This window comes from Achromobacter deleyi (assembly GCF_016127315.1).
Taxonomy (GTDB): Bacteria; Pseudomonadota; Gammaproteobacteria; order Burkholderiales; family Burkholderiaceae_B; genus Achromobacter; species Achromobacter insuavis_A.
The window spans coordinates 1,001,819-1,024,550 of the sequence record NZ_CP065997.1 but is presented as its reverse complement, the minus strand read 5'-3'; the positions used below and the strand labels follow the sequence as shown (position 1 = coordinate 1,024,550).

The following is a 22,732-nucleotide window of genomic DNA, read 5'->3' as shown; positions in this document are numbered from 1 at the left end:
CGCCCGGAATTCACCTCCCGCCGCTTGCCCGCATGCGCTTCAAGAGGGCGTGGTGCGTTGGCTGCCGCGGGCGTTCCACGACCCTCGGAGTAGACATGAATGCCCCCCTCACGCCCGCGCTGCGCGCGGCGCTCGAATCCGTCCAGCTGGACGACAAATACACCCTGGAAAGCGGCCGCGCCTGGATGAGCGGCATCCATGCCCTGGTGCGCCTGCCGATGATGCAGCGGCTGCGCGACCTGCGCGCCGGGCTGAACACGGCCGGGTTCGTGTCGGGCTACCGGGGCTCGCCGCTGGGCGGGGTCGACCAGAACATGTGGAAGGCGGCCAAGTACCTGAAGGCGCACCACGTCGAGTTCCAGCCGGGCATCAACGAGGATCTGGCGGCCACCGCGGTGTGGGGCACGCAGCAGGTCAATCTGTTTCCCGGCGCCAGGTACGACGGCGTGTTCGGCATGTGGTACGGCAAGGGGCCGGGCGTGGACCGCTGCGGCGACGTGTTCAAGCATGCCAACGCCGCCGGCACCTCGCCGCATGGCGGCGTGCTGGTGGTGGCCGGCGACGACCATCCGGCCAAGTCGTCGACGCTGCCGCATCAGAGCGACCACATCCTCAAGGCCTGCATGATCCCGGCGCTGTTCCCGTCGAGCGTGCAGGAGGTGCTGGACTACGGCCTGCACGGCTGGGCCATGAGCCGCTATGCCGGGGTCTGGGTCGGCATGAAATGCATCACCGACATCGTCGAGGTGTCGGCCTCGGTGGACGTGGATCCGTACCGCGTGCGGATCGTGCTGCCCGGGGATTTCCAGCTGCCGCCGGACGGCCTGAACATCCGCATCCCGGACACGCCCCTGCAGCAGGAGGCGCGGCTGCTGGACTACAAGCTGTACGCGGCGCTGGCCTACGCCCGCGCCAACAATCTGAACCGCGAGCTGTGGCAGGTGCCGGCGCGCGACGCGCGCTTCGGCATCATGACCTCGGGCAAGGCCTACCTGGACACGCGCCAGGCGCTGTCCGACCTGGGGCTGAGCGAGGCGGTGTGCCAGCGCATCGGCCTGCGGCTGTTCAAGGTCGGCATGGTGTGGCCGCTGGAATCCACCGGCATGGCGCAATTCGCCGACGGCCTGGACGAGATCCTGGTGGTCGAGGAAAAGCGCCAGGTGCTGGAATACCAGTTGAAGGAAGAACTGTTCAGCTGGATCGGCAGCGGCAAGAAGATCCCGCGCGTGGTCGGCAAGTTCGACGACAAGGACGGCGGCGAGTGGTCGGTGCCGCAGGGCAACTGGCTGCTGCCGGCGCACTACGAGTTTTCGCCGGCGATGGTGGCCAAGGCCATCGCCGCGCGCCTGCTGCGCTTCGAGCTGCCGGCGGACGTGCGCGCCGGCATCGAGGCGCGGCTGGCCTTCATTGCCGGCCGCGAACAGGCGCTGGCGCGGCCGCGCGTGGTGGAGGACCGCAAGCCGTGGTTCTGTTCGGGCTGTCCGCACAATACCTCGACGCGGGTGCCGGACGGCTCGCGCGGCATGGCCGGCATCGGCTGCCACTACATGGTGACCTGGATGGGCCGCAATACCCAGGTCTACACGCAGATGGGCGGCGAGGGCGTGCCGTGGCTGGGGCAGGCGCCGTTCACCGAAGAGAAGCACGTGTTCGCCAACCTCGGCGACGGCACCTACTTCCATTCGGGCCTGCTGGCGATCCGCGCGGCGGTGGCGGCCAAGGCGCCGATCACCTACAAGATCCTGTTCAACGACGCGGTGGCCATGACCGGCGGGCAGCCGGTGGATGGCCCCATCAGCGTGCCGATGATCAGCCGCCAGGTGGCGGCCGAGGGCATCGACAGGATCGTGGTGGTGACCGACGAGCCGGAAAAGTACCAGGGCATGGCCGGCATGGCGCCGGGCGTGCCGGTGAAACACCGCGACGAGCTGGACGCGGTGATGCGCGAATTGCGCGAACACCCCGGCGTGTCGGTGCTGATCTATGACCAGACCTGTGCCACCGAGAAGCGCCGCCGCCGCAAGCGCGGCGCCTATCCCGACCCGGCGCGGCGCGTGGTCATCAACGAACGCGTGTGCGAAGGCTGCGGCGACTGTTCGCAGAAATCGCACTGCCTGTCGGTGGAGCCGCTGGAGACCGAGTTCGGCCGCAAGCGCGCCATCAACCAGTCCAGCTGCAACAAGGACTTCTCCTGTCTGAAGGGCTTCTGCCCCAGCTTCGTCACGGTGGAAGGCGGCAAGCTCAGGAAGCCGCGCGCGCTGGCGCCGGAAGGCGCGGTCGACGACGAGGTGCCGCAACCGGCGTTGCCGGCGCTGGCGCAGGCCTATGGCGTGTTCATCGCCGGCGTGGGCGGCACCGGCGTGGTCACCATCGGCCAGCTGCTGGGCATGGCCGCGCACCTGGAAGGCAAGGGCTGTTCGGTGTTGGACATGGCCGGCCTGGCGCAGAAGGGCGGCGCGGTCTATTCGCACGTGGTGCTGGCGCAGACGCCGGACCACTTGATGAATACGCGCGTGGCGATGGGCGAGGCCGACCTGATGCTGGCCGGCGACCTGGTGGTGGCGACCAGCGCCGACGCCATGGCGCGGCTGCGCCCGGGCCGCTCGCGCGCGCTGCTCAACAGCGACACCGCGCCCACCGCGGCATTCGTGACCAACCCCGACTGGACGCTGCCGGGCGCCAACCTGACGGCCGACCTGCAGGCCGCCTGTGGCAAGGACAACCTGCACACCGTGGATGCGTCGGCGCTGGCCGTGGGCCTGCTGGGCGACGCCATCTATTCCAACCCGCTGATGATGGGCTACGCCTACCAGAAGGGCTGGCTGCCGCTGTCGCGCGAGTCGTTGCTGCGCGCCATCGAACTGAACGGCCAGCAGGTGCCCAACAACCTGGCCGCCTTCGCCTGGGGACGCCGCGCCGCGCATGACCTGGCCGGCGTCACGCGCCTCTTGGCCAATGGCGGCGCGCCGGCGCACCCGGAGGGCATCATCGAGATCCGCCGTCCGCGCGCGGCCAGCCCGGTGGTGGAACTGAAGAAGCCGGCCGGCGAACTGGAGCGCCTGGTCGAGACGCGCCGCGCGTTCCTGACGCAGTACCAGGACGCGGCCTACGCCAGGCAGTACACCGACCTGGTGGACAAGGTGGCGCACGCCGAGCACGAGGCCACCGGCACCCAGCGCCTGGCGCTGGCGGTGGCGCGCTACTACTTCAAGCTGCTGGCCTACAAGGACGAATACGAGGTGGCGCGGCTGTACACCGACGGCGAATTCCTCAAGCGCATCGGCGAGCAGTTCGAGGGCGACTGGAAGCTGCGCTTCCACCTGGCGCCGCCGCTGTTCGCGCGCCGCGGCCCGGACGGCCACCTGGTCAAGAAGGCCTACGGCCCCGGCATGCTGCGGGTGTTTCGCCTGCTGGCGCGCTGCAAGCGCCTGCGCGGCACGCGGCTGGACCCGTTCGGCTACACCCGCGAACGCCGCGCCGAGCGCGAGCTGGCGCGCGAGTACCGCGAAACGCTGACCGCGATCCTGTCCAAGCTCAACCGCGGCAACCTCGACCGCGCGGTGGCGCTGGCCAGCGTGCCGGAAGAGATCCGCGGCTATGGCCACGTGAAGGAGGCGGCCATGGAAAAGGCCGCCGCGCGGCGCGAGGCCCTGCTCAAGGACTTCAGCGCCAACGTGGTGTCGATCGGGGGCGTGCGGGCGGCGTAGCGGGGGCGGCGCGGGGCGGCCGCCGGGTCCGCTGGAGGGGCCGGCCGCCCTGCGCGCCGGCGCTCCGCGCGGCCTTCACGCCGGATAGTGCGCGTCGTCCAGCAGCATGTCCTCGAAGAACGCGCCGTAGCGGCCCTGCGGATCGCGCAGGTGGATCTCCAGGATCCAGCGCATCGCCGACGGGCTGATCGCCAGGTCGGCGAGCGAGCCGGTGTGGATCGCCGCGTGCGGGAAGTCGGACACGCGGTGGCCGGGCAGGTCGAAATTCAGTTCCCAGCCCATGGCGCGCGCCTGGCGGTCGGCGTAGGCGTATAGCGCCTGCCCGCTCAGCTGTTCGCGCAGCCAGACGCCGCGCACGTCGTGGAACAGCGCCTCGGCGTCGCGCGCGCAGCGCGCCTGCCCGGGGTCGTCGCCCACCACGTAGCTCTTGCCGCCATCGCCTTCCCAGGCGTCCAGGCGCGGGGCGATATCGAGAAAGAAGATGTCGTGTTCGCCCAGCGCCACGCCGGGCGCGGACGCCTGGCGCATGGCCTTCATGGTGTTGGCGCCGAAGCGCACGCGGGTGGGGTGCCAGCTGAGCGCCAGGCCGGCGTCGATCAGGGTCTGCTTGGCCATGGCGACGGCGTCTTCCTCGATCATGCCGGGGCGGATGCGCGCGGCGATGTCCTCGATGGCCTGGCGCGTCTTGTTGCGGGCCAGCAGCATGCCGTCGACGGAAAAGGCGGGACCGACGCGTTCGCTGGGGTCGGAGGCGGGCGTTTGCATGATGCGTTTCCTTGCGTGGCGAGCCCGGAGGGCGATGCAAGGCAGTCTGCGCGGACGCCCGGCCACGGGCCAGCGCCGCGCGGGACGGATTCCGGCCAGCATGGCGCATCCGGCGGCCAAGGCCCGGGAGGGCGGCGGTTTGCGGCCGCCGTGGCACGGTTTGCGGCCACGCCTGGCGCGGGGGATCGGCAGGCTGGAAGGCTTGGGCTAAGGTAGCGTCTGGCGGCGGCATGGTTGCCTAGGCGGCCGTCGCCGCGGCGGCCGCGTCCGGTCGCGCCGCGTCCACCCTCTCGCCCTCCGATCCCATGAAATCCGTCGCCATCCTCGTGTTTCCCGGCGTGCAGTCGCTGGACGTCAGCGGACCGCTGGACGTGTTCGCCGAGGCCAACCGCTTCCTGCTGCCCGCGCGCCAGTACCGGATGGAACTGATCGGCCTGACGCGCGGCGCGGTGCCCTGTTCCAACGGCATGCTGCTGACGCCGCAGCGCCACTACGCCGAGGTCGCGGACGCGCCCGACCTGCTGCTGGCCGCCGGCGGCCCGGGCCTGCCGGCGGCGCGGGAATCGGACGAGGCGCTGGCCTGGCTGCGCGCGGCCTGCGCGCGGGCCGAGCGCTATGGGTCGATCTGCAATGGCGTCTTCCTGCTGGCGCGCGCCGGCCTGCCCGCGGGCGCCATGGTCACCACCCACTGGAACGATGCGCCGGCGCTGGCGGCGCGCTATCCGGACCTGCGGGTCGAGACCGACCGCCTGTACGCGCAGGACGGCCGCCTGCACACGTCGGCGGGGGTGACCGCCGGCATCGACCTGGCGCTGTACCTGGTGGCGCAGGACCACGGGCCGGAGGTGGCATTGAACGTGGCCAAGCGGCTGGTGGTGTTCATGCAGCGCGCCGGCGGGCAATCGCAGTTCAGCCCGTTCCTCACGCCCTTCGTCGAGGAGACCTCGGCGGTGGCGCAGGTGCAGCAGTACGTGCTGGGGCATCTGGCCGACGACCTCGGCGTGGACGCGCTGGCGGCGGTGGCCAACATGAGCCGCCGCAACTTCTCTCGGGTGTTCCTGCGGGATGCGGGCGTCACGCCGGCGGATTTCGTCGAAAGCGTCCGGGTGGATGCGGCCCGCGCGCGGCTGGAGCGCGCGTCGGCGCCGCTCAAGACCGTGGCGTTTGATTGCGGCTTCCGTGATGCGCGGCACCTGCGCGAGGTGTTCCAGCGGCGGCTGGGCGTGTCGCCCAGCCAGTACCGCGCCAGCTTCGGCTGCTGACGCGGCGGCGGGCTCAGCTGCCCGCGGTTTCCGGCTTGCGGCGGCGGGTGACGCCGCTGTCGAAGCGTTCCACGCCGGGACGCGTGGCGGGACGGTCGAAGCGTTCGACTCCCGGCCGGTCGAAACGCTCGACGCCGGGGCGATCGAAACGTTCCACGCCCGGACGGGCGGCGGGGCGGTCAAAGCGTTCCACGCCGGGCCGCGCGAAGCGTTCGACCCGCGGCGGGCTGTGGGTCTTGGCCTGCACGCTTTCGGCGGCGGCCTGTTCGCGCTTGGCGATGATCTCTTCGGCGCGCTGGTGGTGCGGCGCCATCTTGCGGACCATCACGCGGCCATCGCGCGGGAAGTAGTTGATGCGGCGCGCATGCACGTCGCCCAGGTCCTGCGCCTTGACCGGAATGCCTTCCGTGCGCAGGTAGTTCAGCACGAACTGGCCGTTGCGTTCGCCGATGTTCATCTGCTGCATGGCGGAGAGCACCGCGCCGCCGCCGAACACCTTGGCCTCGAGGCGGTCGCGCGACGCGCCGGCCTTGAGCAGTTCGTTGATCAGGACTTCCATGGCGAAGGCGCCATAGCGCATGGTGGCCGAGGCGGGCGACTGCATGTCGCCCTCGGGCAGCATGAAGTGGTTCATGCCGCCCACGCCGGTGACGGGATCGTGGATGCAGGCGGCCACGCACGACCCGAGCACGGTCGAGATCATGATGTCTTCGTCGGTGACGTAGTACTCGTTGGGGAGTACCTTCACCGCCTGAGACTGGAACGCGCTATCGAAGTAATGGCGCGTCGCACGGGCTTCAAGACGGGCGACCATGGAACGGAATCAAGGGCAAGAACAACGATTGGGACACGAAGGCGGCGCTCGGTGGGACGGTAAACGTTTCAAAATATGAGGAAAGATGTCGCTTTATTCTTGCACATCTGGCCCGTAATAGGGGGAAAACCTGTGTAACCGCAACTTTGTTATGTCCCTGATAAATATGGCCGTTTGCCCGGCATGGGGGCCATCCGGCTGGATTCCTGGGCGTCTTGCGGCGCCGGCACAGCCCGTGACACGGGACTGACGCACCCCGGCGGCCGGTCCGCGCGCGGCCATGGCCAGGATGGTGCTTCCATCCTAACCAGGGTCGGGCGGGGCCGTTCCCCGGATCACGGGGAAGAAGGGGGGCTATACGCCGGCTTAGAAGCGCGTGCTGCGGGTCACGGACCAGCGGGCCGACAACGCGCCCAGGGCGGCCGAGGCGACGATGGCTGCCAGCAACGCGGGGGCGCCGGGCAGATGCAGGGCGAATTCCGCCCCATAGCTGCGGGCCAGGCCGAGCAGGGCGTTGTTCAGCGGCGACAGCGCCACCGCCGCCACGCCAATGGCCAGCAGCGAGGCCAGGGCGCCGGACAGCGCGCCCAGATACAGGAACGGCCGCCGCACGAACGACTCGGTGGCGCCCACCAGCCGCGCCACCGCGATTTCCTCGCGCTGCGACAGGGCCTGCATGCGCACGGTGTTGAACACCGTGGCCAGCACCACCACCGCCACGCAGGCGGCCAGGAAGCCCAGGCCGATGCGGGCGAAGCGCAGGATGGCCTCCAGCCGCTGGACCCAGGCGCTGTCCAGTTGCACCAGGTCCACCTGGTTCCATTGTTTCCAGGCCTGCGCCAGCTTGTCGGCGCGGCCGGCCAGGTCTTCGCCTTCGGACAGGGTCACCACCACCGCGTCGGGCAGGGGGTTGCCTGGCAGCACGGCCAGCGCCTGCTGCCAGGCGGGGTTGGCGCGCAGGTCGGCCAGGGCGTCGTCGCGACCGACCACGCGCACCGCGCGCACGTCGTTGGCGTACTCGCCCTGGATGCGCTTGGCGATGTCGGCGGCGGCGCCAGCCGGCGCGTCGACCCGCAGGAAGACGGTGACTTCGGGGGTGACCGACATCTGCCGCGCCACCGGCTGCACCGACACCAGGATGGCGCTGCCCAGCAGCGGCAGGGCCAGCGCCAGCGCCATCACCAGCAGGTTGGCGAGCGACGAGAACGGCTGCTTGACCAGCCGGCGCAGGGTGACCATGAGCGCATAGCGATGCTGCCGCAGCCAGGCGTTCATGCCGGTTCTCCGGCGTTGCCGTGGCCGGCGTCGGCCGGGGGCGTGGCGGCGCCGTGCGAGTCGGCGAACTTGCCGGGGTCGATGCGCAGGGTGCGGGTGGCGTAGCGCGCCATGAGTTCCTGGTCGTGCGAGGCGATCAGCGTGGTGACGCCGACGCGGTTGAAGTCGCGGAACACATTCATGATGCGCTGCGCGTTGTCGTGGTCGAGGTTGGCGGTGGGTTCGTCGGCGATCAGGATGGCGGGCCGGTTGACGATGGCGCGCGCGATCGCCAGGCGCTGCTGCTCGCCGCCCGACAGCTCGATGGGGTTGAGATCTTCCTTGCCCGACAGGCCGACCTTGTCCAGCGCGGCGCGGGCGCGGGCAGCGGCCGAGTCGCCGGGATGGCCGGTGACCGCCAGGGGCAGCATCACGTTTTCAAACGCGCTGCGATCGAACAGCAGGTGCGTGTCCTGCAGGATCACGCCGACGGCGCGGCGCAGGTAGGGCCGGGCGCGGGCGGGCAGCTTGTCGAGCCGCTGGCCGTTGACCTGGATCGAGCCGCGGCTGGCGGGCTCGAGCCCGCCGATCAGCTTGAGCAGGGTCGACTTGCCGGCGCCGGATGGCCCGGACACGAAAACGAACTCTCCCGCGCTCACGCGGAAGTTGATGTCGGCCAGGATATTGCGGCCGCGGCCATACGATTTGAATACGTGCTGGAATTCGATCATGGCGGCTGTCGGATGAAGCCGCAATATTAACTCGGGGACAGTAAGCTGGCCTAAAACCGCGCCAGGGCCTCGCGGGAAAAAGTGTCTTGATGTGACGGCCGGCCCCGCGCAAAAGTGACCGGGCGGACACGTTTTTTCGAACGAAAATGTGTCCCCGTTTTTATCGCAAAACCCCGTTTGATTTCATCCAGTGTCCCTATATTTCAAGGGAATTCCCGGATGCGGAGGCCGCTTTGCGGACGCTACCATCCGCCCCATGCGTAAAGCCCAACCCCGGCCTTGCGTTCGGCTTCGCTACACCCCTACGGAGATCACGATGAAAGTACTGAAACTCGCTGCCATTGGCACCGCCCTGTTCGCTGCGTCCGCGGCTGCCAATGCAGGTGCGACCTTCGATAACGTCAAGAAGAAAGGGTTTGTCCAATGCGGCGTTTCGACCGGCATCCCGGGCTTCTCGATCGCGGACAGCAAGGGTGAATACAAGGGCCTGGACGTGGACCTGTGCCGCGCCGTCGCCGCCACCATGTTCGGCGACGCCAGCAAGTTCAAGGTCACGCCGCTGAACACGCAGCAGCGCTTCACCGCCCTGCAGTCGGGCGAAATCGACGTGCTGACCCGCAACACCACCGTCACGCTGACGCGCGACACCACCCTGGGCCTGATCGGCGTGGGCGTGAACTACTACGACAGCCAGGGCGTCATGGTCTCGAAGGACCTGAACGTCAAGAGCGCCAAGGAACTGAACGGCGCCACCATCTGCGTGCAGCCCGGTACCACCACCGAGTTGAACCTGGCCGACTGGTTCCGTGGCCAGAAGATCGAATTCAAGCCCGTCGTGATCGACAAGTACGACGAAATCATCCGCGCCTTCTCGGCCGGCCGTTGCGACGCCTTCACGACCGACAAGTCGCAGCTGGCCTCGACCCGCACCACGCTGGAGAATCCGGACAAGTTCATCATCCTGCCGGAAGACTTCTCCAAGGAGCCGCTGGGCCCCATGGTGCGCCAGGGCGACGAGCAATGGTTCAACGTGGTCCGCTGGTCGCTGAACGCGATGCTGGAAGCCGAGGAATACGGCATCACCAAGGCCAACGTCGATGAAATGACCAAGAGCACCAACCCCAACATCCAGCGCATCCTGGGCGTGACCCCGGGCATGGGCAAGAACCTGGGCGTGGACGACAAGTGGGCCTACAACATCATCAAGCAGGTCGGCAACTACGGCGAAAGCTTCGAAGCCACGCTCGGCAAGAGCAGCGCGATGAAGCTGGACCGCGGCCTGAACGCCAGCTATAAGCAAGGTGGCTTGATGTACGGCTGGCCGGTGCGCTAACACACGGCTGCCCGGCATGGCGCCCTCGCGGCGCCATGCCTAGCCCGCCTTCGAGCGGGCGGCAGGAGTGGGCGGCGCGGTCTTTCGGGCCCAGCCGCCCGGTGTCCGACTTCTGTAGATTCATTCATGACGACTCCCAATAAAAACGCCCCGATTTCGGCACCCCCCCGGCGTCTGAACTGGAACGATCCCGGCGTGCGCGCCGTGGTCTATCAAGTGATAGCACTGGCCGCCGTTGCCACGGCGGTGTGGTTCCTGGTTTCAAACACGCTTCACAACCTGTCCGTGCGCAACATCGCCACGGGCTTCGGTTTCCTTCAACGCGAGGCCGGCTTCGCCATCGGTGAAACGCCCATCGCCTATACCCCCGCCGACACCTATGGCCGCGCCATCTGGGTGGGCCTGCTCAACACGCTGCGCGTGGCCGTGCTCGGCATCGTGCTGGCGACCATCCTCGGCACGCTGATCGGCGTCGGCCGGCTGTCCAAGAACTGGCTCGTCGCCAAGATCACCTCGGTCTACGTCGAAGTGATGCGCAACGTGCCGCTGCTGCTGCAGCTGTTCTTCTGGTATGCGCTCATCACCGAGAACATGCCGGGCCCGCGCCAGGCGCACAACCCGCTGCCGGGCGTGTTCATCTCCAACCGTGGCCTGAAGGTGCCGGCGCTGGAAGGCAACTCGCTCGACTGGATGCTGGCCGGCCTCGGCCTGGCCATCGTCGCCATCCTGTTCCTGGGCCACTGGGGCAAGAAGCGCCAGGAAGCCACCGGCCACGTGTTCCCGCTGGGCCGCGCCGCCATCGGCCTGTTGATCGGCCTGCCGGTAGTGGGCTGGCTGGTCAGCGGCGCTTCGCTGACGCTGGACATGCCGGAACTGAAGGGCTTCAACTTCAGCGGCGGCCTGACGCTGTCGCCGGAATTCGCCGCGCTGCTGGCGGGCCTGGTGATCTACACCTCGGCCTTCATCGCCGAAGTGGTGCGCTCGGGCATCCAGGCGGTCAATGCCGGCCAGTGGGAAGCCGCCGGCGCGCTGGGCCTGCGCCGCAAGCAGGTGCTGCGCCTGGTGGTGCTGCCGCAGGCGCTGCGCGTCATCATCCCGCCGATGACCAGCCAGTTCCTCAACCTCACCAAGAACAGCTCGCTGGCCGTGGCCATCGGCTATCCGGACATCGTGTCGGTGGTCAACACCACGCTGAACCAGACCGGGCAGGCCATCGAGGGCATTCTCATCATCATGGGCGCGTACCTCACGGTCAGCCTGTCGATCTCGATCTTCATGAACTGGTACAACAAGCGCATTGCGCTGGTGGAGCGTTGATATGAGCAGCACTACGCATATCCCCAGCGAAGGGCTGCCGCCGCCCAAGACCCATGTCGGCGCGTGGGCGTGGGTGCGCTCGCGCCTGTTCTCCTCGCCGCTGAACATCCTGATCACGGTGCTGGTGGCGTGGTTCCTGCTGATGTCGGTGCCGGCGCTGGTGGAATGGGCCTTCATCAAGGCCAACTACACCGCCGCCAACGCGCAGGAATGCCGCGCCTCGGTGGGCGGGGCCTGCTGGGCCTTCATCATCGAGAAGCACCGGCTGATCCTGTTCGGCACCTATCCGTTCGACGAGCAATGGCGGCCGCTGATCGCGACCATCATCCTGGTCGCGGTGATCGTGTGCAGCGGCATCCGCCGTTTCTGGAACTGGAAGCTCGCCATCATCTGGACCGTCGGCCTGACCGCCGTGGCGATCCTGATGTGGGGCGGCGTGCTCGGCCTGACCTACGTCGAGAACGCGCGCTGGGGCGGCCTGCCGCTGACGCTGATCCTGTCGACGTTCGGCATCGCCTTCGCCTTCCCGATCGGCGTGCTGCTGGCCCTGGGCCGGCGCTCGAAGATGCCGGCCATCAAGGCGCTGTGCGTCGTGTACATCGAGCTGATCCGCGGCGTGCCGCTGATCAGCCTGCTGTTCATGTCGTCGGTGATGCTGCCGCTGTTCCTGCCCGAGGGCTTCTCCATCGACAAGCTGCTGCGCGCGCAGATCGCGATCATCATGTTCGCGGCCGCGTACATCGCCGAGACGGTGCGCGGCGGCCTGCAGGCGATCCCCAAGGGCCAGTACGAAGGCGCCGACTCGCTCGGCCTGAACTACTGGCAGCAGATGCGCAAGATCATCCTGCCGCAGGCGCTCAAGATCGTGATCCCGCCGCTGGTCAGCATCTTCATCGCGCTGTTCAAGGACACCTCGCTGGTGGTGATCATCGGCATCTTCGACCTGACGCTGGCGGCCAAGGCGGCCTTGTCCGACGCGGCATGGCGCGGATTCGGGGTGGAGGCGTATCTGTTCATCTCGCTGATCTACTTCGTCTTCTGCTTCTCCATGTCCAAATACAGCCAGGCGCTGGAAAAACGCCTGGCCACCGGTCACGCACGATAGAACCTTGCCGCGGGTCCGCCTGGGGCGGGCCCGCAACGCGATATTTACGGGAGTACAGGCATGTCTGATGCCATCATTCGACTGCAGGACGTGAACAAGTGGTACGGCCAGTTCCACGTGCTGCGCAACATCAACCTGGACGTGGCGCCGGGCGAGCGCATCGTGGTGTGCGGGCCGTCCGGCTCGGGCAAGTCCACCATGATCCGCTGCATCAACCGGCTCGAAGAGCACCAGAAAGGCCACATCATCGTGGACGGCACGGAGCTCACCAACGACCTCAAGCACATCGAGACCATCCGCAAGGACGTCGGCATGGTGTTCCAGCACTTCAACCTGTTCCCGCACCTGACGGTGCTGGAGAACCTGACGCTGGGCCCGATGTGGGTGCTGAAAAAACCGCGCGCCGAAGCCGAGGCCACGGCCATGAAGTACCTGGAGCGCGTGCGCATCCCGGACCAGGCCAAGAAATTCCCCGGCCAGCTCTCGGGCGGCCAGCAGCAGCGCGTGGCCATCGCCCGCTCGTTGTGCATGAGCCCCAAGATCATGCTGTTCGATGAGCCGACCTCGGCGCTGGACCCGGAAATGGTCAAGGAAGTGCTGGACGTGATGGTCAACCTGGCCCAGGAAAGCGGCATGACGATGCTGTGCGTGACCCACGAAATGGGCTTCGCGCGCAAGGTCGCCAACCGCGTCATCTTCATGGACCGCGGCGAGATCATCGAGCAGAACAGCCCGGACGAGTTCTTCGACAACCCGCAGAACGAGCGCACCAAGCTGTTTCTGAGCCAGATCCTGCATTGAGGCCGGGCGGGCCTGCCCGCCTATGCGCCCAGCGTGAAAACGCCTTCACCCGGAAGGCGTTTTTTCTTTGGCGCTTGCGTGGCGGGGCGCCCCGGATTTCGGCCGATTCCAGCGGGCCCGGCAAGGCCTCCTGCCGCCCGCATCGGCCCGGGAACGGGCGGCCGGTCCGGGGAAAAGCGCCCGGTTCTCCTGGTATCCCTTTGTTACGGCGTTCATGCCACTGCGGTATGCTACCGACCGCCATTGATGCAATGAGAGGAGCAAACGAGATGAAACCGACCCCCCGTGGCGCCATGCGCCGCGTCCTGCTGGGCGGCGCCGCGGCCCTGGCCGCCACGCTGTCCTTCGGCGCGCCCGCGCTGGCCCAGGCCACCGACTTCCCCACCAAGCCGCTGCGCTTCGTGGTGCCTTACCCGCCCGGCGGCCCGCTCGACACCATGGCCCGCATGCTGGCCGAGAAGGTGCGCGGCTCGCTCGGCCAGCCCGTGGTGGTGGAAAACCGCTCGGGCGCCGGCGGCAACATCGGCGCCGATCTGGTGGCCAAGGCCCCGGCCGACGGCTACACGCTGGTGATGGGCGCCGTCGCGACCCACGCCATCAACCCCTGGCTGTTCGCCAACCTGCCCTATGACCCGGTGAAGGACTTCGCCCCGGTCACCATCGTGGCGTCGGTGCCGAACGTGCTGGTGATGAACGTCGAATTCGCCACCAAGAACAAGATCGAGAAGCTGGCCGACCTGATCGACTACGCCAAGAAGAACCCGGGCAAGCTGAACTACGGTTCGGGCGGCAACGGCAGCGCCGGCCACCTGTCGGGCGAACTGCTCAAGGCGCGCGCCGGCATCAACGTCGAGCACATCCCCTACCAGGGCGCCGCGCCGGCGCAGCTGGCGTTGCTGTCGGGCCAGTCGGACTTCATGTTCGACAACCTGGCGGCCTCGGCGCCGCTGATCAAGGACGGCAAGGTCAAGGCGCTGGCCGTGACCACCGCCCAGCGCTCGTCGCTGCTGGCCGACGTGCCGACGGTGGAAGAATCGGGCATCAAGGGCTTCGACCTGGGCACCTGGTTCGGCGTCTTCACGACCGGCGGCACGCCCGCGCCGATCGTGGCCAAGCTGAACAAGGCCTACTCGGAAGCGATGCAGCAGCCCGACGTCAAGCAACGCCTGCTGACGATGGGTTCGGAAGCGGCGCCGATGACGCCCGAAGCCTTCGCCGAGTTCGTCAAGAACGAAAAGGCCAAGTACCAGGAGATCGTCAAGATCTCCGGCGCCAGCCTGAACTGAGGCTCGCGCGCCTGGTGTGTTCCGGCTGGAACGCACCGGGCCCGGCGCCGCCCTATCCGTCGGGCGGCGCGATCACGGCGCCCGACGGATGCGCCGCCCGACGGATGCGCCGCCCGACGGATACGCCGCCCGACGGATACGCCGCCCGCTTCATTTCCGCCGTTCGATCATTCGCGCGGCGCGGCCAGCAGGCCGTCCACCAGCCGCGCCAGCAGCTTGCGGTCGGTGTCCAGGTCGGTGCAGCCGTACTGGTCGGCCTCGCGGTTGACCCAGGCGTCATGCGCGCGCCACTGGTCGCCCGCGGCTTCCAGCCGCAGCGCGTAGATCCAGATGCCGGTCCAGCTGCGATGAAAGCGCAGCACGCCATCGTCGAGATAGATGAACCACTTGTCTTCCATCTCCGCGGGGATGCGCCCCTGGCGCAGCCGCGCGTACTGGTCGGCTGTGTAGGTGGCGTCAAAGGGCAGCGCGGCGCGCTTCTTCGGCGCGGGCAGGTGTTTCCAGGATGCGGCTTGGGCGTCAGGCATGGGAAGGGTTTTAACCGATCCCATGCCCGTCTGGCGACTTTCTACATCTTGCAGTCGGCCGCGTGCACGTCGGTGTGGTCGCGGGCGATGACCTTGAGGTTCTTGTAGACCAGCTTGCCGTCCGCGCCGGCCTCGATGTGCAGCAGGTACCAGTCCTGCACCGGATGCTGGTTGGGGCCGAACTTGAACTTGCCGCGCACGCTGGGGAAGTCGGCGCGGCGCAGCGCGTCGCGGAAGGCGTCGGCCTTGCCGGTGATGTCGCCGTCCACCGCCTTCAGGCCCGACGCGATCAGGTTGGCGGTGTCATAGGCCTGCGCCGCGTAGGCGGTGGGCGCGCGGTTGTAGGCCTTGGTGAAGGCCTCGACGAAATGCCTGTTCTGCGGGTTGTCCAGGTCCGCGCTCCACAGCGAACTCAGGTAGAAGCCCTTGCCGGCGGTGCCGGTGGCGGCCAGCATGCGCTCGTCCATCGAGTAGATGGGCGTGATCATCTTGATCTTGTCGGCCAGGCCGGAGTTGGCGTACTGCTTGGTCAGGTTGATGCCGGCGCCGCCCGGGTGGAACTGGAAGATGGCGTCCGGGTTGAGCGAGCGGATGCGCGCCAGCTCGACCGAGAAGTCGGCCTGTTCCAGCTTGGTGTAGATCTCTTCGGCGATCTCGCCCTTGTAGGTGCGCTTGAAGCCGGCGACCGCGTCGCGGCCGGCCTGGTAGTTGGGCGCCATGACGACGACGCGCTTGGCGCCCAGCTCATTGGCGGCGATGCCGGCGGTGTCGGCGTACGAGTCGTTCTGGAAGGCAACGGCGAAGTAGTTCGGGTTGCAGGCCTTGCCGGCGTAGTTGGAGGGGCCGGCGTTCAGGCTGACGTAGAAGCCGCCGGCGTTGAGCACCGTCGGCCCGACCGCCGCCATGACGTTGGAGAAATTGACGCCCGTGAACAGGCGCACGCCGCCCTGCACCATCTTGTCGGCGATCTGCTTGGCGTTGGCCGGCTTGAGCGCGTCGTCCTCGACTCGCACATTGACCGGCACGCCGCCGAGCTTGCCGCCGCCTTCCTTGACCGCCAGCATGAAGGCGTCGCGTTCGTCCTCGCCGATGTAGCCGGCGGGGGTCGACAGCGTGCCGATGAAGCCGATGTCCACGGGTTTCTGCTGGGCCTGGACGCCGCCGGCGGCCAGTGCCAGCAGCAGCGCGGCGCCGCCGCGGGTGATGCGTGTCGTCATGGTTGTCTCCTCCTGTGCCTGCTTTTTTTATGGCTGGATGGGTCCCGCGAGACAGTTCTCCACCTTCCAGCCGTAGAGCCACTGCAGCGCGTCGTAGAACTGGGACTGGCCGCGGCCGGTCCACAGCATGTTGCGCACGGTGCGTTCGACACCGCGCGCGTGATAGAGCCTGCCCATTTCGCGGGTCGACCAGACCACGCGCGCGCTGCGCGGGATGCGCACCGATTCGTACAGGCGGAAGGCGGCTTGCAGGTCGTGGTCGCAGCGCTTGACCGCTTCGCCCAGCGTCACCGCGTCTTCCAGCGCCATGCAGGCGCCCTGGGCCATGTACTGGGTCATGGGGTGGGCGGCGTCGCCCAGGATGGTCAGGCGGCCCTGGCCCCACTGCTCGACCGGTTCGCGGTCGGCCGTGGCCCAGCGCTTCCATGAGGTGGGGCGGTCGAGCATCTGGTGCGGGCGAGGATGGATGCCCTGGAAGTACGACAGCACTTCCTCCTTGCTGCCTTCGCGCACGCCCCATTGTTCCTGCTCGCGGCTGTGGAAGGTCACCACCAGGTTGTATTGCTGGCCGCCGCGCAGCGGGTAGTGCACCAGGTGGCAGTGCGGGCCGGCCCACAGCACCGGCGCGTTGATGCGCAGCTCCTCGGGCATGTTGTCGCGCTCGACTACGGCGCGGTAGACCACGTGGCCGGTCACGCGCGGCGGATCGCCGATCAGGTGTTCGCGGATCACGGACTTGACGCCGTCGGCGCCGATCACCGCGTCGGCCTGGTAGCGGTTGCCTTCGGTGTCGGTGACCTCCACGCGCCTGCCGTCCTGCGCGACGCTGGCGATCTGCGTCGAGGTGCGAAAGCGGATCAGCGGGTTCTGCTGCACCGCTTCCAGGATCGACAGGTGGATGTCGGCGCGGTGGATCACGGCGTAGGGGCCGCCGAAACGCTCGCGGAAGGCGGCGCCGGTGTCGATGCGCACCACTTCGCGCGCATCGACCGCGTCCATCATGATGATGTGGTCGGTGAAGACCGCGCGCTGGCGCGCCGTGGCGCCCACGCCCAGCGCGTCGAGCGCGGCGAAGGCGTTGGGGCCGAGCTGGATGCCGGCGCCGATCTCGCCGATGTGCGCGGCCTGCTCCAGCAACTGCACCGCGATGCCCTGGCGCGTCAGCGCCAGCGCCGCGGCCAGGCCGCCGATGCCGCCGCCCACCACGATCACGGATTGGGGCGCGCCCTTTACTGCCGGTGTTGCGTTCATTCCTGGATTCCTTGCATGTTCAGTCGTGGCCGCCGAGGAAGGCGCCTTGCCGCTGCAGCTGCGCCTGCAGGGTGGCGACCGGCAGGTCGGCCGGCGCGATGCCGGCGCGCAGCGCCAGCGCCGAGGCAGTGCCGGCGGCCTCGCCCATGACGAAGCAGCTGCCGCTGACGCGGGCGGCCGACTGGCCCTCGTGCGTCATCGAGGCGCAGCGTCCGGCCACCAGCACGTTGCCGGCCACGCCGGGGCCGCGGCGCGGCACCATCATGCGGAACGGCAGCTGGTTGTAGCCGCGCGATTCGGGAATCGGCGGCCACATCCATTGCACGTCGCCGGCGGTGTGCATCTCCAGCGGCCAGCCATTGACGCCGATGCTGTCCTCGAAGTCGGCGCAGCCCAGCACGTCGTCCTTGGTCAGCATGGCTTCGCCGACGATGCGGCGGGTCTCGCGGATGCCCAGCTGCGGCGCGATGTCGAGCACGTAGGCATTCTCGAATCCCGGCACCTTGGCGCGCAGGAACTTCAGGTATTCGGTGATCTGGCGGCGGCCTTCCAGCTCGCCGGCCGAGAGCGAGGCGGCGTCGGTGCCGTCGGCCGCGCTGCCATCGGCGTTGGCCAGCTGGGTGACGTTGACGCGCCACTCGTAGTCATGCTTTTGCGGCCGCACGATGGCGCCGCGCCGCGGGAAGGTGAATTCGCCGCTGGCGGCGGCCTGGTCCATCAGCTGCGGAATGGTCTTCCAGGCCTCCTGGGCGCGGGCGCCGTCGACATTGCCGACCTTGAACATCAGCGTGGGATAGAGCATGTGGCCGTGCGCGTCGCCCTTCTCGAACGGCAGGCCGCCCCATTGCGCGATGTCGGCGTCGCCGGAGCAGTCGATGAAGACCTTGCCGCGCACCGCGCAGCGGCCGGACTTGGTTTCCAGGAACAGCGCGTCGACATTGCCGGCGGCGTCGCGCGCCAGGCCGGTGGCCAGCGCATGGAACAGGATCCGCGCGCCGCTGTCCTGCACCATGCCGTCGGCGGCGCACTTGAAGGCGGCGATGTCGTAGGCCTGGGCGTGGATCTTGCCCAGGATCAGGTGCGGGTCGTTCAGGCCGTCCAGCGCGCGCATGCGGTCCAGCAGGTCGTCCGTCATGCCATGCACGACCTGGCGGATGGTGCCGCGGATGTTGGCGTGCAGTCCGCAGAAGTTGGAGACGCCCGCCGCCGTGCCCATGCCGCCGAGAAAGCCATAGCGTTCCACCAGCAGCACGCTGGCGCCGTTGCGGGCGGCGCTGGCCGCGGCCAGGATGCCGGCGGGGCCGCCGCCCAGCACGACGACGTCGTATTCGCCGTAGAGCGGCACCTGGCGGGCGGGTTCGGTGAGGGTCATGCTTGTCTCCTTGCTTGTCTTGCGGACTGCGTCTGGTGTTGCGAAATGCCGGGCGCCGGGGCGCCCGTTCATGGGCCGGCTTATTGGCCCTTGATGCCGAGCTTGGTGATGAGGGGTTCCCAGCGCTTGAGCTCATCGTCCATGTAGGCGCGGAACTCGGCCGGGGTGCTGCCCACCGGGTCCATGAACTGCGCCTGCAGGCGCTTGACCACCTCGGGGTCGCGGATCGCCTGGATCAGCGCGTCCGACAGCTTCTTCTGGATGTCGGCGGGCACCTTGGACGAAATCACGAAACCGATCCAGGCCGAACCCTCGATGCCGGGCACGCCGACTTCAGCCAGCGTGGGGATCTCGGGCAGCAGCGTGGAACGCTTGGACGAGGTCACGGCCAGCGCCTTCAGGCGGCCGTCCTTGACCATGCTCATGACGGCGATCGGCGGCAGCGCGGCGAACTGCGTGTCGCCCGACAGCAGCGAGGTCAGCGCGGCCGGCGACGACGGATACGGCACGTGCGTGGCGCGCGCGCCGATCCGTTGCAGCAGCAGTTCCACGGCCAGGTGCGAGACGGTGCCGGCGCCGGGCGAGGGGAAGTTGTACTTGTCCGGGTTCTGCTTGAGCGCTTCGAGCAACTGGCCAATGTTGTCGATACCGGCCTTGGCCGGCACCACCAGCACGTTGGGCTGGTGCACCGCCAGCGTCAGCGGCGACAGGTCGGTGGCGGGCGCGTAGGGCAGCTTGTCGAACAGCAGCGTGTTGTTCACCAGCGGGCCGGTGATCGAGACGCCGAAGGTATAGCCGTCGGGCTTGGCGTTGGCGATGGCGAAGGTGCCGATGTTGCCGCTGGCGCCCGGCTTGTTTTCCACCACCACGGTCTGGCCGAGGATGGCGCCGGCCTTCTCGCCGACGATGCGCGCCACCTGGTCGGGGCTGGAGCCCGGGCCGAACGGCACCAGCGCCTTGAGCGGCTGCGACGGCCAGGCGTCGGCGGCCTGCGCCGCGCCCAGCGGCGCCAGCGCGACCAGTCCCAAGGCCAGCGCGCGCGCCGCGATGCCGCGCGCCCGCGCCAGGGTTGAGGGCTTATGCATGCTTGTCTCCCGCGATCTTCATGTTGTTGAAATAGGTCTGTTCGTTGGCGATGAAGGCCGCCACCATGGCGCGGTAGGCCGCGTCCACCACCTGGTCCAGGTTCTCGAAGCCCTGGTCGTGGCGCTCGGCCAGGCGCCGCACCTTCTCGAACACCTCGGCCTGGCGCGCTGGCGCGCTGACCTGGAAGGCGTCGCGCTTGAAGCGCGCGGCGTCCTTCACGTACATGGCGCGCTCGGCCATCAGGCGCACGATCTCGTCGTCCAGGCGGTCGATGTTGGCGCGCACCTCGGCCAGGTTGGCGCACAGCGGGCGGTAGGCCGGGTCGGTGTATTCGCGCAGCGGCGCGCCCAGGGTGTCGGGCTCCTGGCCCGGGGAAGCTTGCGTGGTCACTTGATGTAGTCCGGTTGGTTGCTGGGCGCGGCCTGCTGGAACGCGGGCTGCGCGACGCAGTGTTCGTACACGCCCGTCAGGCGCGGGTAGGCCGTCAGGTCGCAGCCCATGCGCTGGGCGTTGGCCACCTGCGGCACCAGGCAGCAGTCGGCCAGCGTCGGCGCGTCGCCGAAGCAATAGGCGCCTTGGCCGTGGCGGACCAGCAGGGTCTCGACCGCGGTCAGGCCTTCGCGGATCCAGTGGTGGTACCAGGCGTTCTTCTGCGCCTCGGTGGCGGCCAGTTCTTCCTGCAGGTAGCGCAGGATGCGCATGTTGTTGACCGGGTGGATGTCGCAGGCGATGGCGTTGGACAGTTCCAGCACGCGGGCGCGGTCGCGGGGCGCGGCCGGGATCAGGCGCGGCTCGGGATGCGTGGCGTCCAGGTAGTCGATGATGGCGAGCGATTGCGACAGCTGGAAATCGCCTTCCGTCAGCAGCGGCACGCCGGCCGACGGGTTCTGCGCCACGTAGTCGGCGGCGCGCTGTTCCTGCTTGCGCAGGTTCACCGGCACGATATCGAACGGCAGGCCCTTGAGCGCCAGCGCGATGCGCACGCGGTACGAGGTGGAGCTGTTGAAGAAGCTGTGCAGTTGCATGAATGCGGTTCCTCAGGCGATCTGCACGCTGAGCGTGCCCAGGCCGTCGACGCCGCCGACCAGCTTGTCGCCGCGCGTCACGGGGCCCACGCCCTCGGGCGTGCCGGTATAGATCAGGTCGCCGGCTTCCAGGCGGAAGTAGCGCGACAGGTAGGCTATGGTCTCGGCCACCGACCAGATCAGCTGGCCGACGTCGCTGCGCTGCTTGTCGGCGCCGTTGACCTGCAGCCAGATGCCGGCGCGGTGGATATCGCCGGCCTGCGCGGCGGGCAGCAGCGGGCCGATGGGCGCGCTCTGGTCGAAGGCCTTGCCCAGTTCCCAGGGACGGCCGGCCTCGCGCATCTTCATCTGCAGGTCGCGGCGCGTCATGTCCAGGCCGACGGCGTAGCCCCACACGTGTTCCAGCGCGGCCTCGACCGCGATGTTGGCGCCGCCCTTGCCGATGGCCGCCACCAGCTCGATTTCATAGTGGAAGTTGGCGGTCTCGGGCGGGTAGGGCAGCGTCAGCGTGGCGTCCTGCGCCACCGGCACCACGGCGTCGGCCGGCTTGCAGAAGAAGAACGGCGGTTCGCGGTCGGGATCGAAGCCCATCTCGCGGGCGTGGGCGGCGTAGTTGCGGCCAACGCAATAGACGCGGCGCACGGGAAAGCGGTCCTGGCTGCCGGCGACGGGCACGGCGACGGGGTCGGCGGGAGCAAACACGTAAGACATGAATCAACCTTTGAAGGCGGAACGGAAAGGGGGAGGGCGGGCGCGGCGGCCCGCCCGCGTCAGGCGATGCGTTCTTCGCGCCACAGGCCCAGCGCGTCCTGCACCGGGCGGTCGGAATAGCTGAACAGGGTGGCGTCTTCCAGCGCCGCCAGCTGCACCGGCAGCCACGACGGCGCCACGAACACGTCGCGCGGGCCGAAGTGGAATTCGGCGTCGCCGATGCGGGCGATGCCGCGGCCCTCCACCACGCTGTAGACGGTGGAGTCGGTGCTGCGATAGGCCTTGCCCTGGAAGCCGGCCGGCAGCAGCTGCATGAAGGTGGCCATGGTCGGCATGGGGTAGCCGCCGGTGGCCGGATTCAGGTAGCGCAGCTTGACGCCGTCCCACGGGTCTAGCTCGCCGTGGCGGTAGAGCGCGTCCAGCGCCTCGCGGCTGCGCTCATAGGGATAGTTGAAGATCGGCGAGGTGCCGCTGGCGGCGCGGTGGCGCACCGGCGCCATGTTGTGGCCGTAGCGCGCCATGCTGTCGCCTTCCGGCCGCGTGACGGGCTGGGTGGCGGACGGATAGTTCTCGGCGAAGCCGGCATCCAGGAAGCGCAGCAGCGGGATGTCCAGGCCGTCGAGCCAGACCACCGGTTCGCCGCCATCGACGGCCTCGGCGTTGCCGTGGTCGTGCCAGGTCCAGGACGGCGTGATGATGAAGTCGCCCGGATGCATGGTGGTGCGCTCGCCGTTGACGGCGGTGTAGGCGCCGCGGCCTTCGACGATGAAGCGCAGGGCCGACTGGGTGTGGCGATGGCTGGGCGCGATCTCGCCCGGCAGGATCAGTTGCAGGCCGGCGTACAGGCTCTGCGTGATGCTGGCCTGGCCGGGCAGGCCCGGGTTCTCCAGGATCAGCACGCGCCGCACCGCTTCCTCGGCGGTGATGAGCGAGCCAGAGGCCAGCACGTCGTCGCGCACGTCGTCGTATCTCCAGATCGCCGGCACGCAGCGCGGCGCGGGCTGGCGCGGCACCAGGTTGTGCAGCGACTCCCACAGCGGGGCCATGTGCTTCTGGGCGATGCGCGCGTAATAGGCGGCGCGATCCGCGCCGGGGGGGGGACCGTCGGGCATGTCTGTCTCCTGGGGGCCGGCGTCGGGGCCGGCTTCTGTTGGCCCGTCGCGGCGGG

Annotated in this window: 20 protein-coding genes; 7 read left to right on the top strand and 13 right to left on the bottom strand. The window is 68.6% G+C overall.

Going from position 1 to position 22,732, the window contains the following annotated elements; all coding sequences use genetic code 11:
- The first annotated feature begins 95 nt into the window (after nucleotides 1-95).
- Nucleotides 96-3,707, top strand: coding sequence for an indolepyruvate ferredoxin oxidoreductase family protein (locus I6I07_RS04565; RefSeq protein ID WP_198485792.1), 3,612 nt, complete (start codon nucleotides 96-98; stop codon nucleotides 3,705-3,707).
- A gap of 75 nt (nucleotides 3,708-3,782) precedes the next feature.
- Here I6I07_RS04565 and I6I07_RS04560 read toward each other — a convergent pair whose 3' ends face one another.
- Nucleotides 3,783-4,472 (bottom strand): M24 family metallopeptidase, encoded by a 690-nt coding sequence (locus I6I07_RS04560; protein WP_198485791.1) that lies wholly within the window; start codon nucleotides 4,470-4,472, stop codon nucleotides 3,783-3,785.
- Between the two features lie 305 nt (nucleotides 4,473-4,777).
- On the opposite strand from I6I07_RS04560, the gene I6I07_RS04555 reads away from it, so the two are divergent.
- Nucleotides 4,778-5,734 carry a GlxA family transcriptional regulator gene (locus I6I07_RS04555; protein ID WP_198485790.1) on the top strand — a complete coding sequence of 319 codons (957 nt, stop codon included), beginning with the start codon at nucleotides 4,778-4,780 and terminating at the stop codon, nucleotides 5,732-5,734.
- A 13-nt stretch (nucleotides 5,735-5,747) separates the two neighbouring features.
- On the opposite strand, the gene cheD is transcribed toward I6I07_RS04555, so the two are convergent.
- From cheD to I6I07_RS04540, 3 genes are all read right to left on the bottom strand, one after another.
- A complete protein-coding gene (gene cheD, locus I6I07_RS04550; RefSeq protein ID WP_198485789.1) occupies nucleotides 5,748-6,548 on the bottom strand; it encodes a chemoreceptor glutamine deamidase CheD in 801 nt (266 codons plus the stop codon).
- Nucleotides 6,549-6,914: 366 nt separating this feature from the next.
- On the bottom strand, nucleotides 6,915-7,823 hold the full coding sequence (locus tag I6I07_RS04545) for a cell division protein FtsX (RefSeq protein ID WP_198485788.1): 909 nt from the start codon (nucleotides 7,821-7,823) through the stop codon (nucleotides 6,915-6,917).
- A complete protein-coding gene (locus I6I07_RS04540; RefSeq protein ID WP_198485787.1) occupies nucleotides 7,820-8,533 on the bottom strand; it encodes a cell division ATP-binding protein FtsE in 714 nt (237 codons plus the stop codon). The genes I6I07_RS04545 and I6I07_RS04540 overlap by 4 nt, the downstream gene beginning before the upstream one ends.
- A 316-nt stretch (nucleotides 8,534-8,849) precedes the next feature.
- On the opposite strand from I6I07_RS04540, the gene I6I07_RS04535 reads away from it, so the two are divergent.
- The 5 genes from I6I07_RS04535 to I6I07_RS04515 all read left to right on the top strand — a co-directional run bounded on the left by I6I07_RS04535 (nucleotide 8,850) and on the right by I6I07_RS04515 (nucleotide 14,375).
- Nucleotides 8,850-9,866, top strand: a complete 1,017-nt coding sequence (locus I6I07_RS04535; RefSeq protein WP_116522070.1) for an amino acid ABC transporter substrate-binding protein — start codon at nucleotides 8,850-8,852, stop codon at nucleotides 9,864-9,866.
- Nucleotides 9,867-9,992: 126 nt separating this feature from the next.
- On the top strand, nucleotides 9,993-11,183 hold the full coding sequence (locus tag I6I07_RS04530; protein WP_198485786.1) for an amino acid ABC transporter permease: 1,191 nt from the start codon (nucleotides 9,993-9,995) through the stop codon (nucleotides 11,181-11,183).
- A gap of 1 nt (nucleotide 11,184) precedes the next feature.
- The gene (locus tag I6I07_RS04525; RefSeq protein WP_198485785.1) at nucleotides 11,185-12,288 is read left to right on the top strand and encodes an amino acid ABC transporter permease; all 1,104 of its coding nucleotides are present in this window, start codon (nucleotides 11,185-11,187) and stop codon (nucleotides 12,286-12,288) included.
- A 60-nt stretch (nucleotides 12,289-12,348) separates the two neighbouring features.
- Complete coding sequence (locus tag I6I07_RS04520; protein WP_006386910.1) at nucleotides 12,349-13,089, top strand: amino acid ABC transporter ATP-binding protein; 741 nt, start codon at nucleotides 12,349-12,351, stop codon at nucleotides 13,087-13,089.
- A 269-nt stretch (nucleotides 13,090-13,358) separates the two neighbouring features.
- Nucleotides 13,359-14,375 (top strand): Bug family tripartite tricarboxylate transporter substrate binding protein, encoded by a 1,017-nt coding sequence (locus I6I07_RS04515; protein WP_198485784.1) that lies wholly within the window; start codon nucleotides 13,359-13,361, stop codon nucleotides 14,373-14,375.
- Nucleotides 14,376-14,542: 167 nt separating this feature from the next.
- Here the strand turns inward: I6I07_RS04515 and I6I07_RS04510 are convergent, their stop codons facing one another.
- The 9 genes from I6I07_RS04510 to gtdA all read right to left on the bottom strand — a co-directional run bounded on the left by I6I07_RS04510 (nucleotide 14,543) and on the right by gtdA (nucleotide 22,676).
- Complete coding sequence (locus I6I07_RS04510) at nucleotides 14,543-14,902, bottom strand: hypothetical protein (RefSeq protein WP_198485783.1); 360 nt, start codon at nucleotides 14,900-14,902, stop codon at nucleotides 14,543-14,545.
- A 41-nt stretch (nucleotides 14,903-14,943) separates the two neighbouring features.
- Nucleotides 14,944-16,119 (bottom strand): ABC transporter substrate-binding protein, encoded by a 1,176-nt coding sequence (locus I6I07_RS04505; RefSeq protein ID WP_198485782.1) that lies wholly within the window; start codon nucleotides 16,117-16,119, stop codon nucleotides 14,944-14,946.
- 27 nt (nucleotides 16,120-16,146) lie between these two features.
- Nucleotides 16,147-17,370 carry a 3-hydroxybenzoate 6-monooxygenase gene (locus tag I6I07_RS04500; protein ID WP_116522067.1) on the bottom strand — a complete coding sequence of 408 codons (1,224 nt, stop codon included), beginning with the start codon at nucleotides 17,368-17,370 and terminating at the stop codon, nucleotides 16,147-16,149.
- 19 nt (nucleotides 17,371-17,389) lie between these two features.
- Nucleotides 17,390-18,742, bottom strand: a complete 1,353-nt coding sequence (locus I6I07_RS04495; protein WP_198485781.1) for an FAD-dependent oxidoreductase — start codon at nucleotides 18,740-18,742, stop codon at nucleotides 17,390-17,392.
- Between the two features lie 80 nt (nucleotides 18,743-18,822).
- Nucleotides 18,823-19,827, bottom strand: a complete 1,005-nt coding sequence (locus tag I6I07_RS04490) for a Bug family tripartite tricarboxylate transporter substrate binding protein (RefSeq protein WP_198485780.1) — start codon at nucleotides 19,825-19,827, stop codon at nucleotides 18,823-18,825.
- Complete coding sequence (locus I6I07_RS04485; RefSeq protein WP_006392672.1) at nucleotides 19,820-20,218, bottom strand: chorismate mutase; 399 nt, start codon at nucleotides 20,216-20,218, stop codon at nucleotides 19,820-19,822. The genes I6I07_RS04490 and I6I07_RS04485 overlap by 8 nt, the downstream gene beginning before the upstream one ends.
- Nucleotides 20,215-20,853, bottom strand: coding sequence for a maleylacetoacetate isomerase (gene maiA, locus I6I07_RS04480; protein WP_198485779.1), 639 nt, complete (start codon nucleotides 20,851-20,853; stop codon nucleotides 20,215-20,217). Before maiA ends, I6I07_RS04485 begins: the two co-directional genes overlap by 4 nt.
- A 12-nt stretch (nucleotides 20,854-20,865) precedes the next feature.
- A complete protein-coding gene (locus I6I07_RS04475; protein ID WP_198485778.1) occupies nucleotides 20,866-21,564 on the bottom strand; it encodes a fumarylacetoacetate hydrolase family protein in 699 nt (232 codons plus the stop codon).
- Between the two features lie 59 nt (nucleotides 21,565-21,623).
- Nucleotides 21,624-22,676 (bottom strand): gentisate 1,2-dioxygenase, encoded by a 1,053-nt coding sequence (gene gtdA / locus I6I07_RS04470; RefSeq protein WP_198485777.1) that lies wholly within the window; start codon nucleotides 22,674-22,676, stop codon nucleotides 21,624-21,626.
- Nucleotides 22,677-22,732: the final 56 nt, after the last annotated feature.